The sequence below is a fragment of the Burkholderia sp. WSM2230 genome (genome assembly GCF_000472445.1).
Lineage (GTDB): Bacteria > Pseudomonadota > Gammaproteobacteria > Burkholderiales > Burkholderiaceae > Paraburkholderia.
In genome coordinates this window covers 299,420-311,757 of sequence record NZ_AXAJ01000005.1, presented here as the reverse complement: position 1 = coordinate 311,757, position 12,338 = coordinate 299,420, and the positions used below count along the sequence as shown (strand labels likewise).

The 12,338-nt window shown below is 60.3% G+C and carries 9 protein-coding genes; 3 read left to right on the top strand and 6 right to left on the bottom strand.

The annotated features are described in order from the left end of the window. Positions 1-88 precede the first annotated feature (88 nt). A complete protein-coding gene (locus A3AC_RS0113310; protein ID WP_013342362.1) occupies positions 89-376 on the top strand; it encodes a hypothetical protein in 288 nt (95 codons plus the stop codon). Between the two features lie 5 nt (positions 377-381). Then, positions 382-1,152, top strand: a complete 771-nt coding sequence (locus tag A3AC_RS0113305; protein WP_025599405.1) for a PP2C family protein-serine/threonine phosphatase — start codon at positions 382-384, stop codon at positions 1,150-1,152. Positions 1,153-1,214: 62 nt separating this feature from the next. Here the strand turns inward: A3AC_RS0113305 and A3AC_RS0113300 are convergent, their stop codons facing one another. The 6 genes from A3AC_RS0113300 to A3AC_RS0113275 form a co-directional block, all read right to left on the bottom strand. Continuing rightward, on the bottom strand, positions 1,215-2,576 hold the full coding sequence (locus A3AC_RS0113300) for a sigma-54 interaction domain-containing protein (protein ID WP_025599403.1): 1,362 nt from the start codon (positions 2,574-2,576) through the stop codon (positions 1,215-1,217). Further along, positions 2,576-5,632 (bottom strand): peptidase domain-containing ABC transporter, encoded by a 3,057-nt coding sequence (locus tag A3AC_RS0113295; protein WP_025599402.1) that lies wholly within the window; start codon positions 5,630-5,632, stop codon positions 2,576-2,578. Before A3AC_RS0113295 ends, A3AC_RS0113300 begins: the two co-directional genes overlap by 1 nt. Positions 5,633-5,674: 42 nt before the next feature. After that, entirely contained in the window at positions 5,675-6,427 is a 753-nt protein-coding gene (locus A3AC_RS0113290) for a peptidylprolyl isomerase (RefSeq protein ID WP_025599401.1), read from the bottom strand. A 37-nt stretch (positions 6,428-6,464) separates the two neighbouring features. Further along, complete coding sequence (locus tag A3AC_RS0113285) at positions 6,465-7,838, bottom strand: HlyD family efflux transporter periplasmic adaptor subunit (protein ID WP_025599400.1); 1,374 nt, start codon at positions 7,836-7,838, stop codon at positions 6,465-6,467. Next, the gene (locus tag A3AC_RS0113280; protein WP_025599398.1) at positions 7,816-10,425 is read right to left on the bottom strand and encodes an FHA domain-containing protein; all 2,610 of its coding nucleotides are present in this window, start codon (positions 10,423-10,425) and stop codon (positions 7,816-7,818) included. Before A3AC_RS0113280 ends, A3AC_RS0113285 begins: the two co-directional genes overlap by 23 nt. A 271-nt stretch (positions 10,426-10,696) precedes the next feature. After that, on the bottom strand, positions 10,697-12,100 hold the full coding sequence (locus A3AC_RS0113275; protein WP_035475102.1) for an efflux transporter outer membrane subunit: 1,404 nt from the start codon (positions 12,098-12,100) through the stop codon (positions 10,697-10,699). On the opposite strand from A3AC_RS0113275, the gene A3AC_RS30680 reads away from it, so the two are divergent. Then, a complete protein-coding gene (locus tag A3AC_RS30680; protein ID WP_198017992.1) occupies positions 12,033-12,326 on the top strand; it encodes a hypothetical protein in 294 nt (97 codons plus the stop codon). The two genes, A3AC_RS0113275 and A3AC_RS30680, sit on opposite strands and share 68 nt — an antisense overlap. The last annotated feature ends 12 nt before the right edge of the window (positions 12,327-12,338 follow it).

Genomic DNA, 12,338 nt, shown 5'->3' with positions numbered 1-12,338 from the left:
GCACGCAGATTGGCACACCACTTGCACCATCCTCGTCCAGATCCATTAAAGCCGCGCGCGTGGCGCACGCGGTCAACCGGAGAACGACATGGCTTCTATTTCTGTGAACGATCTTTCGCTCAACCTCGCACTCGACCGAAAAGCAATGGCGGCGATCCGCGGCGGCGGGGGTGCGCCCTGGGTGTATGGCTGGATTCAACCGTATGTGCGGGAAACACCGAGCATTGGACCGGTCGTGAATCTGTACGAGGTGTCCAACAACTTCTATGCTAACCAGATGATCAACCAGTTCCAGTCGGTCGACGTGCGCAATACCGGCGCGAACTCGAACATAAGTGTCTCTCCTGACGCCCGCAGCAGAAACGATATGGTGTAGCCGTTGTGACTTGCACGAGCCAATTTCGCTGGACGTCGTCCGCGTGTTCCGACGCGGGACGTGTGCGCGAAATCAACGAGGACGCGTACCTCGACGAGGCCGAGCTCGGACGCTGGGCCGTCGCGGACGGCATGGGCGGACACGCGGTCGGCGACCTTGCGAGCCGCCTCGTGATCGACGCATTGAAACGGCTCGGCCCGCCTGTCAGCATGAAGGCGTTTATCGCGGACGCACGCGCGCATTTGCAGGTGGCGAATGGTCAGTTGAGACAGGAGGCCGCGCGCCGCCAGGTGCAGCGCATCGGCAGCACTGTCGTTGCGCTTCTCGCATGCGACCGGTTTTGCGGTTACGTGTGGGCCGGCGACAGCCGGCTCTATCTCGTTCGCGACCGACAACTGCGTCAGCTCACGCGCGATCACAGCCAGGTAGAAGCGCTCAAGTCGCTCGGCGTGATTACGGATGAAGAAGCGCGGCATCACCCGGCGCAGCACATGATCACGCGCGCCGTGGGCGCAACAGACCTGCTCGAACTCGACGACGATGCAATCGAAGTCGCGGACGGCGACATTTTCCTGCTGTGCAGCGACGGCTTGAGCAACGAGATCGGCGAGGACGACATGCTGGCGGTGCTGACCACGGCGGCGCACGACACCGCGCCCGGCCAACTGGTGAGCCTCGCTCTCGAACGCGGCGGGCGGGACAACATCACAGCTGTCGTGGTGCGCGCCGAAGATCCTTACGCAGCGGACAAAACGCTATTGAATCCCTCGCCGTGACGTGACCTGAGGTGACGTGGGGTGGCAGCTGGACAATTCTCTTCTTAACGGTAGCGGCGCTTTTATGCGTCACCGTCATCCTCGTCGCGTTCCTCGGCGCCGTTCCTGCTGGATGTCGCCATGTTGCGATTGCGAAAGTCCTTCGAATGCAGTCCGTGTTTTTTCAGCAGCATCTGCAGATGCGAGCGGTTCATGTCGATCCGCCGCGCCAGTTCCGCGACTGTGCCGTTCACTTCGCGCAGCCCGCGTTCCAGAAAGGCCTTCTCCGCGTCATCGCTCGCGGCGCGCTTGGCGTCGCTTAGCGACATCAGATTCGCGACACTGATAGGCTGCTGGCCTGTGCCATTAGCCAGGCCCTGCAAGGCCGCCGCTGCTGAGCCCGGCGCAGCGGGGCGCATATCGGTCGGCAAGTGATCGATATCGGCCATATCGCCGGCCAGACACGAAATGCGGTACATGACATTACGCAGCTCGCGAATGTTGCCGGGGTACGCATAGTTGAGCAGAAAGTCCCTTAAACGAGGGGTCAATCTCACCGGCCGGCGTTTCAGCGTGCCGGCTGCTTCATCGCCAAACCATGCAATCAGCAGCGGAATTTCGTCTCGACGTTCGCGCAGCGGCGGCAGCGTTACGTGAATGACGCTTAGCCGGTAGAACAGGTCTTCGCGAAACTTGCCCTCCTCGCTGAGTTTTCGCAGGTTTCGGTTCGTTGCAGCGACAATGCGCGTATCCACCGCAATCGTTTCGTCCGAACCCACACGTTGAATCTCGTGCGCTTCGAGCACGCGCAGCAGCTTCACCTGGCCCGCGAGCGGCAATTCGCCAATTTCATCGAGAAAGATGGTACCTGTATGAGCGCTCTCGAATTTGCCTTTGCGGTCGTTCGCGGCACCCGTAAACGCGCCCTTGCGATGACCGAACAGTTCGGACTCCAGCAGGTTATCCGGAATCGCGCCGCAATTGACGGAGATAAACGGTTTGTCCGAACGCGAGCCATTGGCATGAATGACCTTGGCCATCAGTTCCTTGCCGGTGCCGCTTTCGCCGTCAATCAGAACCGGCAGGTCAGTCGGCGCGGCCTTCTCGGCAATTTCGAGCGATTCCAATAAGCGGGGATTGTCGCCGAACGTCCCTTCGAAAATGAAGCTGCGCTCGAGCAGCGCCTGCCTGCGCGCACCGCGCGACTGCTCGGCGCGCTGTTCGGGTTCCGCCGTCACGGCCGCCTGCACGAAACGCTCCTTGTGCGATAGCTGCATGACCTCATCGCGCAGCGACGTGGCCTGCCTCAGCAGTTTGTCGATGTCCGTGCGTTCCAGCCGCGACGACCAGCGCAGCGTCGAGCGCAGAATCTCTATTCGCTCGATCAAACCCGCGTATGAAATCGCCGGACTGATGTCTTCAATCTGGTCGAGTATCTTCATCATCACGCACTCAGTTGTTTCTGCACCAGTTGGTAATACATGCCACCACGCTGGAGCAGTTCTTCATGACGGCCCTGTTCGACAATCGCGCCTTCATATAGCACAAGGATCTTGTCGGCACGCATGATCGTACTTAGCCGGTGCGCGATGATCACCGCCGTGCGGCCTTTCAGAATGTCGTGCATATTGCCGAGAATATTGCTTTCCGACTGCGAATCGAGCGCGGAGGTGGCTTCGTCGAATACCAGCAGGCGCGGATCGTGATACAGCGCCCGCGCAATGCAAAGCCGCTGAATCTGCCCGCCCGACAAACCGATTCCGCGCTCGCCGACAATCTGCTCATAGCCGAGCGGCATTTTGCTGATGAACGCATGCGCGTCGGCCATCTTCGCGACTTCCTCTATGCGCCGGCGATCCGGCGCATCGTCGCCGCTCGCAATGTTCTCGGCAATCGTGCCGGAGAAAAGCAGATTGCTTTGCATTACGTAGCCGATCTGCGCACGGTAATAGGCTTTGTCGACCACGCCGAGGTCATAGCCGTCTATCGACATTTTCCCTTCACTCGGCGCATAAAAACCTACCAGCAGTTTGGCGAGCGTCGTCTTGCCAGAGCCGCTGCGTCCGACAATCGCCACCAGTTCACCGGGCTTGATGTCGAAGCTGATGTTCTCCAGCACATAGGCGGAGTCGTTGTCGCCGTATCGGAAGTACACACCATTCAAGCTTATTTCGCCTTGCAGCTCAGGCAACATGACGCGCGACGGCAGATCTTCCGGCTTCTGTTCGGGCTCGATATCGAGTACATCGCCGAGACGTTCCATCGCGACGCCCGCATCGTTCAACATGCTCCACAAACCGACGAGTCCCATCAAAGGACCGAGCACGCTGCCCATGAATGCATTAAATGCAATCAATTGCCCGATTGTCATTTCGCGCGCCAGCACGAGATTTGCGCCGACCCACAGAATTGCAATTGTGGTCGCCGCGTTCAGCAACTGGCTGCCGAGCCCGACGAGAATATTGAAAGCGTGCGCGCGATACTGCACTTCGAGTGCTTTCGCGTATTTCTTTTCCCAGCGCAACCGCACGGGCCGCTCGATGCCCATGCCCTTGACCGTCTCGACGCCCGCCAGCGCTTCCATCAGAAAAGACTTGGATTCCGTCGACGCAGTGAACACCTCGCGCGCGTAGTTCTTGATCTTCGGTGTGGCCAATGCGGTCAGCGCCATGATCGGAATGACGAATCCGATCAGTACCAGCGTCATCTTCACGTTGTAGACGAACATGATCGTGAAGTAGATGAACACCATCAGCAGATTCAACGCGGTTGTCACCGTGGATTCGGTGAGAAACGCGCGAATGGTCTGGTTCTCCTGAAAGCGGGCGAAGATGTCGCCGGTTTTGCGTTTTGCGAAGAACGAGAACGGCAGCGACAACGTGTGCTTGAAGAACTGCGACATCATTGCGAAGTCCATGTTGCGCACCATGAAATTCGCGAGATATGCGCGAATCGACGACATGAGTTGCGAAAACACATTGGCAATAATGAGCCCGCCTATCAGCAGGTGCAGCAAGCTCACGTTCTGGTGGACGATCACACCGTCAAGAATGTTCTGGATGATGAGCGGCGGAATCACGCCCAGCACCTGAATCACGAATGTGGCGAGAAACAGGTGCCCGAGTATTTTCCGGTAAGGCTTCAGATAACCGACAAAGCGTATCCACGGAGAACGCGCCGCCGACATCTGCAGCAACTGCGGTCCGCCGGTGAACAGCAGACAGGTGCCGCTCCAGCCGCGCTCGAAGTCTTCCACAGTCATCTTGCGAAAGCCCAGCGCCGGATCGGCGACCCAGACATATTCACTGGAAAGGCCGTATACCACGACATAGTGGTAGCCCTCCCAATGCACGATAAACGGCAAATCGAAACCACGCAGGGAATCGAATGTGCACTGCACGCCCCGCATGGTAAAGCCGAGCGACTCGCCCGCGCGCGCGAGACTGTCCAGCGTCGCGCCCTGAGTCGTCACATTGGCGAGTTCGCGCAATTTTCCGAGCGTCATCGGAATGCTGTAGTGGCGGCAGATCATTGCGAGACATGCGGCGCCGCAATCCATTTCTTCCGCTTGTTCCACGAGCGGAAAGCGCCTGATGATCTTCTCGCCGAACTCAGGCTTGCTCTGCAAATCGAGCATGAGCGGCAACTTGCGGCGTTGCTCGAGCCGCTTTTGCCGCTGCAGTTCGCGGTCGCCGTAGCGAATCCGCTCGTCCAGTACTTCGCGCAGCTTGGGATTGCGTTCGAGAATGAAATGCACCGTCCGCTCGGGAATGACGAGAAGCCGCGTGTCGGTGGAAGCAATCACAGAAGCCATTTGCTCCTGGCGCATCAAACACGCCTTCTCGCCGAATATTTCGCCTTCCCCTAACGTGGCGAGCGTATAGTCGCGTCCTTCCTCATGGCGGACAATCCGCACCTGACCTTGGCGCACTACGTATAAGCGCCGGTCGTCGCGTGCGTCCTGCTTGAGAATTTCCTTGCCCGCCGCCACGCGTTTAACGCCGACGCTGCGCACATATTCTTCGAGTTCGGCCTTGTTCAGCTTTCCCCGCAGATCGAACAACTGCGCGACGAAGCCACCCGCGGAGTTGATCGCCACATAGCTCGCGACAAACGCGAGCGCCGCCTGATTGCCGGCAAGCACCGGTTCGATTACGGCGCGCGGAATGAACAGCAACTCGGTTTTCGCGGATGCCCGCACCGACGCTTCATGCACATACGTGCGCAGCATGGCGATGTCGGCGAAGATCTCGCCCGACTTGCGCACGCCCATGCTCGTTTCCTTGCCGTGCTCTTCGACAAAGATGCGGACCGAGCCGGAGCGGACCACGTACAAACCCTCGGCCGTCTCGCCTGCGGAGCAGACTGTTTCGCCAAACGAATAGAAGCGCGCTTGCGCATATTCGGCTAGACGCTCGATTTCGTCGCGCGAGAAGGGCGACAGTATCTCCACCGAGGCAAGAAACTCGGCGGCGGATGGCGCGGTCTGGGGTGCATCCATAAACGTGCGGACCTCTGTTCGGCTTCTGATGGTGGCGCCCGGTCAGCGCGCTTCGATCACATGCTCCTGCGCGCGTGCGATCAACCAGCTTTCGCGCAGAAGCCGGCGCACTTCGGCGGCCACGTCGGCGTCGAGCGTAGCGGGATATTTGGCAGTCACCGCAAAGATCTCGAAACAGGAACGATCCGCCGACGGAAACGGCCCTAGCAGATCGCCCACCGACGCATTGAAGATCTTCGCCTCGATGTCGGGCTTCAGCGAGCCGCGCAGTACCTTGCCGATTACACCGCCCGCCTCGCGCGTATCGGCAATGGAATGCTCGCGCGCCATCTCGGCGAAGCTATCCGGATCGTCGTGCAGATACGAGATCATTTCCTTCGCCTTACCCTCGCTGTCCAGCACGATGTGACTTACTTCGATTGCGTCGAACTTGGGTGAATTCAGCGCGAAGTAATCTCGAACTGCCGCCTCGTTGCCGACCTCCTCAAGCATCTTCTCCTGATACAGGCCGTCCGTGATGAACGCCTCGAATTCGTCGAGGCTTACGTTGAGCACGTCGAGATACTGGTTCATATCGGTCGCGCGATGCAGGCCCCGCACGCGGCGAAACTGGTCGGCACGTTCCTGGATTTCGTCGGCGGTAACGACAATGCCCTGCTTCTTCGCCGCATGCACGGTGAGCTTGTCGCGCACGATCTGCTCTATGAGGCTTTCGAACTGGCCAGTCAGTTTCAGAAGACGAATGAACTCGCTGACATCCACGACTTCATCATCGATTCGCACTATCGCGGTCATGTTGTCCGCTCCTTTGGTTGATGTTTGATCCGCGCGGTCAACCCGCCACCTGCCTGAACGGATCGAGTCCCAGGTCGATCAGCCGCCGCTCGCGCACCACGATTTCCGCGCTCGCAGTCATGCCGTAACGCAACGGATAGCGAGTGCCGGCAATCTCGTAGTAGTTCTTCTCGAGGATGACGCGGCCCTCGTACACCGGCTGCTTGTTCTGCAATGAGGGCTTGGTCGTGGGGGATATATAGGCAAGCGTGCCGCCGATCAATCCATAGCGCTGATACGGAAACGCGTTGAACTTCAGTTTGACCGGCAGTCCCTCGTGCAGGAACGCGCGGTCGTGTTCGGCAATTTCTATCTTCAATACCGGTTTGGCGTCTTTGGGCGCAATGCCGCCGAGCGGTGAGTTCGCCTGAATCTTGTCGCCGCGCTGCGTCGACGTGACGTCCGTAATCACGCCTGAAACCGGCGCCAGAATCAACAGGAAATTGTCCTTGTCGATGTTCTCGAAACGGATTCGGGCGGCGGCTTCCGATACGAGCCGTGCGCTTTGCAGTTGCAACCGCAACTTGTCTTCCGCATCCGTTATGTCGCGCACGGCGGCGTCGTATTGAAGCTGCAGGTCGGTGGTTTGCTGCCCGCTCGTTTCCAGCTCCGCGTTGGCTTTGGCGTACTCGTGGCTCAAACGGAAATCCAGTTCAGCGAGCTTCGATTGGGCGACACGGTACGCGTTGTCTGCTTCCATCGCCGCGGTTCGTTTCTGCTCCACCTGCAATTCGGCAATACCGCCGCCACCCGGCTGCGCAAATAGCCGCGAATAGCGGTCGAGTTCCTGGTGTGCGGCCTCGCGCACGCGCCGTGCGTTGTCGAGTACGCTGCGCGCTTCGTCGAGTTCCGCCTTCTGCCCTTCGGCAAGTTTGGTCGTGCCTTCCGAAACGCGGTTTTCGTGCAGACGGGCTTCCACCTCCATTTGCGCTTTCAATGCAGCGGCTTTTCGCTCCATGAGCGCTTTCTTCTGCGGGAACTGCTTCCAGTCGCGCTCGGCATCTTCCAGTTTCAGTTGCGCTTGCAGCGCATTGCTTGCCGCTTCGATAGCGCCGCGCGCATTCAGTCGCGCGAGTACATCGCCTTTCGATACTGGCTGTCCTTCCGCGATATAGAGGTCGGCCAGTTCGCCGTCGATAGGCGCATAAATGCGGCGCACTTCCGATTCCGGCGAGAGTGTGCCCTGCGCGCTGACAATCACATCGGCACGCCCCACGAACGACCACAGCAAACCTGCCACCACCAGCGCGACCATCGCCCAGATCAGTGCGCGCGCAATCCGCACCGGCTCCGCGGTGAGTATCGCAATGCCTTCGACGCTATGGTCTTCCAGCGCCTGCGCCAGCGTTCTAGGGTGACTGTCGCGTTTCACTCTGCTCGCCTCCAATCAACGCCAGCTTCGCTCTCAGAAGCGCGGGATCCAGCACCATGCGCAACTCGGTCAGCGAGCGGCGCTGCAGGCCTGTTTCCGCTTCGATATCCGCGAGCAGGCGGTCGAAATCCGCGGGATGATCCGCTTTCAACTGCGAGTAGATGCGCATACCCTGCTGCGCGGCCGTTTGTGCATCGGACAACAGGCGCGCCTCGTTACGAAAACCCGGCGAAATACCCGCCTCGAGGCGCTGCGTGCCGCCGATCGGACCACTCGCGCGATACTGCTTCCAAAGGCTCTGCGCGCGCAGCATCAGGTCTTGCGCGCGCGACAGCGCTTTATCGTGCAACGCCGCAACGTCTTTCTGGATTGCTTGTGCGAACCACACATCCATCGACGGATCGAGGCTCGCATAGAAAGACAGCAGACGCTGGTCATAATCCTTGCCGCCGCGCGTTTTTTGCAGATCGTTGTATTGATCGAACAGCGCTTTCTTGTGTACGGCTTCGGCGGCGAGCACATCGGACCAGGGTCCGGCGGGCATCGACTGCAATCCCGCCAGCGCCTGTTGCGCGTCGCCGCGCTGCCATGCAGTGGCTACGGCGTCGTGTCGCCGGATCACATCGACCGAAGGCAGACGCGTCGCGGCCAGTTGCTGATACTGCGCCTGAAAAGGCGGCGTACTGAAACGCGCGGTCTTCATCAGCGCGAGCAGGGTGTTCAGTTGACGACCAAGCGCGGCTTCCAGCACAGTCGTGTATTGGCGCAGATCGTCGCGCACCTGGTCGAGGCCCGCGAGACGCGGGTAGCGTTGCGCATAATCGTCGAGTACGGAGGGCAGCGCAGCGGGTTTGTCGCGCGCCAACTCGGTGCGGATGGTGCCGTCGAGTCGCCCGATTGCGGCGAGATAAACCGAATCGTCGCTTTCCAACTTGCGCAGATGGCTCATCGCCTGCGCATACGGCTCCGTAAAAACGGGTACATATGAGGCGATTCTGTCGAGTGCGCGCTGGTGGCTTTGCGGATCGTCATGCCAGCGTTGCAGCAAACCGTCGATAGCCGCCTCGTCGCGATACATGCGGATCGGCGCCTCCACGCCGCCACGCCCGGCGACGAAGCGCTCGAGATCGCCCACCCATTGCAGTTCGCCGAGCAGCGACGCCGCGTCCGCATTGTTCGCGGTCGACGACTTCATGTCCGCAAGCAGCGCGTCGGCCTGGTCGAACTGCGCTTTGTGCAGCGCATTGAGCCAGCCTGGAAGCTTCGCCTTGAGGAGCGCTTCGCTCGCCAGCGCGCTGACTTTCGTATCCGTGGGATGACTGGCCAGATAGCTCCTGGCCGACTGCACCGCGCTCGAATAGTCGCCGCTCGCGAGCAGGTTCTTCAGTTCGCGCTCGGATGAACCGCGAAGGTAGAGCGTCAACGCAACAGCGCCCAGCAATACGACGCCAGCTCCGCCCCACGCCGCGATTCGTCGCATGCTTGCGCGATCGTCGCCTGCAAATGCCTTGCTGAGCTCGCCAGCTACGAGACGCCAGCGCCGCGGCTTGCGTCTCGTAGCGCCGGCAGTGCGGCCGCTTTTCGATCCGTCAGCGGTGCTGTCGTGAGCGGGCCCGCCATTCGCGCTTTTTGCTGCACTGGCAGCCGCCCCAGCCGACGGCGCGCGTCTTGCCTGGAAACACGCCGCGTGCGCCGCCTCATTGATCTCGTCTTCGCGTTGCCGCGCCGGATCCACGCAGAAGATGTCGAGAAACGAATTCGCCGCGCCGACGAAGGTTGTCTTGTCGGCGTCGGCGGCTTCGGCGGCGGCGGGATCGAGCAGCAGTTGCGTCACGGTCGGCTCGGCTTCGGGCGGTTTGTGCAGCGTCACCCTGTAGACGAAGTGGTCTCCGCCAAATGCAACGACGTCGCCATCCGCCAGCGGCTGCGCGGATTCGTCAAGACGCTTTCCACCGACGAATGTGCCGTTCGTGCTGCCGAGATCTTCGACGTAAAGCTCCGTGCCCTTCAGAAAGATGTGTGCGTGCCGGCGCGAGATGTAGTTGACCTGATGCGGATAGCGGTCCTTGTAGCGCGAAAAGACCTGATCCGCCTTGCTGACGAGAAACGGAAAGGCCTGCACTTCAATAGGCTGCAGCCCGAGGTCGTCACGCTGGGGAACAAGCAGCAGGCCTCGCGCACACGACGCTGCGCTGCGACCCGCGACGATGCGGGCGCGCGGCTCGATACTCACGCGATAACAGAGGTCGCCGCCAAAGCACAGTTCGTCTCCTGCCCGCACGCGAGCCGGTGTTTGTCGCACAGCGATGCCGTTGACGGTGGTGCCGTTCTTGCTACCGAGGTCTGCCACGTACACCGCGCCGTCTTCGATGAAGATGCGTGCATGACGACGCGACAGGCGCGCGATCCGCTCGGCGGGATAGTCGGTAAACGGTGCCTCGCTGCGCCCGATGGCGAACAGGCTGTCGACAATCCGGATGGCGTCCAGCGCAGGGCGCTGCCCGGACGCAAGGGGAGACAGCAGCACGTCGAAAGCGGCTTCGACTGTCGCGCGTGTCTCAGCAATCGGTATTTCGCCGTCGGCCATTTTATCCGGATCACTAATCGTTTACCCGCTGCGGCGAGAGCGCAACGGAATCAGCACGAAGGACGACGGCGAGAAGATCTTGTTTTACAGAGCCGTCTGAAACGCGGCTCCTCAAGGATTGTAAGTCACGCATCGCGAGTGTCAATTCTCAGTCGTCGGTTATCGAGCCGGTGGACATCAAGCGCGGAACCGGAAAAGGCGTCGCGCGAACGGCATTGCGGATTAGCTCAATGCTCCGTTACTTCCGCAGTACTTCTGCTGTGCTTCCGCTCTACTGCTCCTTGACTTGCGCCTGTACGTCGACACTCGGCCAGCCGCCGCCGAGGGCCTTATAAAGCAGCACCGTGTCCGACAAAATCAATTGATGATTCGCCAGTAACGACAACTGCGCGTCCAGTAGCGTGCGCTCCGTCTCGAACACCTCGAGTTGCGACACGACACCAAGCTGTAGTTGCGACTGGATCTGATCGGCAACCATCTGCAAACGGTCCGCTTGTTGCTGCAGCTCTACCCGCTGTGCCTTATGTGCATTCAGATTGACCAACGCGTTCTCCACTTCCTCGAATGCGCCCATTACAGTCGCGCGGTACTGCTGCTCCGCCACCGTCGACTGGGCCTGCGTCACTTTTACGTGCGCGCGCACTCCGGGGTCGAGCAGCGGAATGTTGATGCTCGGCATGAAGCCGTAGGTGAACGACTTCAGCAAGTCGGTCAGCGCGAAACTCGCCGTACCGCCGTGGCCGGTCAGGCTGATAGAGGGCAACTGCGCGAGCTTGGCCTGACCGACCAGGTCATATGCCTCCAGCACCCTGAATTCCGCGGCCACGATATCGGGGCGCCGCGCGAGCAATTGTGCAGGCAGGCCGTCGGGCACGCCCGGCAACCGGACGCGCTGCTGCAAATGACCTTTCGGCAAGCGGAATTCGCCCGCCGGTACGCCGATCAGCGTGCACAGCGCGTTATTCGCGAGATCGCGCGAGCGCCCCAATTCGAGCAACTGATTCGTCAGCCGATTGATTTCCGCCTGCTGCCGCAATACCTGCGTCTGCGGGATCAGACCACTGCGGCGCTGGCCTTCGTAGATGGAGAGAATCTGGCGGTTGGTGACAAGCGTTTTTTGCTGCTGATCGATTTGATCGTCGAATTGGAGGATCTGAAAATAGGTGCTCGATACGTTCGAGACGAGTTCGAGATAACCCGCGCGCCAATCGGCTTCGCTCGCGCGGAATTCCGCCTTCTGCGCCTGAACGCCCTTCTCGACTTTGCCCCAGATGTCGATGTCCCAGTTGACCTGCGTCGCCACGTTGTATTGCTTGGCGAAAGTCTGGCCGGTGGTTTTCTGGAAACTGGCGCCGCCGCCGAGATCCATGGTCGGCAGCGCGCCGGCTTTTGCTTCGCCGATCTGCGTGCGGGCCACGTCGATACGCGCGGCCAGTACCTTGATGTCGAAGTTGCCGCCTATGGCTTTCGCAATCAGCGAGTCGAGAGTCGGATCGCTAAAGCCTTTCCACCAGTCCGGTTCGATGGTGGCCGCCGCAAAGACGGGAGTGCCGCTCTGGCCCGTCCACGAAGTCTTGGCCGGCGTATCGGGCCGCTTATAGTCGGGCATGCTGACATCGACGCATGCGCAAAGAGCGACGGCGCCTATCGTTGCAGCGCAAAGCCCGCGCAACATCGCCGCGGTGGGGCGATTGAAGAAGCGCCGAACGATCTCTGAATCAGGCAACGCTGACACGATTTTCTCCGATGACGCCCACTTCACTGCGCGATGCAAGCGCACCATTCAAGTAAAGCATCTCCCGCGCCGCTTCACCATCGAAGCAGTGCATGAACATGGACTCGGGAGATGTGCGGTGAAGAGGTGTCGCGTGAAAAGAACGATTGATGTGCCGAAATTTTGAGGAGCGACTCGC

Excerpts from the sequence above, each read along its gene's own strand:
- A3AC_RS0113310 (WP_013342362.1), top strand. The coding sequence starts at position 89 with ATGGCTTCTATTTCTGTGAACGATCTTTCGCTCAACCTCGCACTCGAC.
- A3AC_RS0113300 (WP_025599403.1), bottom strand. The coding sequence starts at position 2,576 with ATGATGAAGATACTCGACCAGATTGAAGACATCAGTCCGGCGATTTCA.
- A3AC_RS0113295 (WP_025599402.1), bottom strand. The coding sequence starts at position 5,632 with ATGGATGCACCCCAGACCGCGCCATCCGCCGCCGAGTTTCTTGCCTCG.
- A3AC_RS0113290 (WP_025599401.1), bottom strand. The coding sequence starts at position 6,427 with ATGACCGCGATAGTGCGAATCGATGATGAAGTCGTGGATGTCAGCGAG.
- A3AC_RS0113280 (WP_025599398.1), bottom strand. The coding sequence starts at position 10,425 with ATGGCCGACGGCGAAATACCGATTGCTGAGACACGCGCGACAGTCGAA.
- A3AC_RS30680 (WP_198017992.1), top strand. The coding sequence starts at position 12,033 with ATGCTGACATCGACGCATGCGCAAAGAGCGACGGCGCCTATCGTTGCA.
- A3AC_RS0113275 (WP_035475102.1), bottom strand. The coding sequence starts at position 12,100 with ATGTTGCGCGGGCTTTGCGCTGCAACGATAGGCGCCGTCGCTCTTTGC.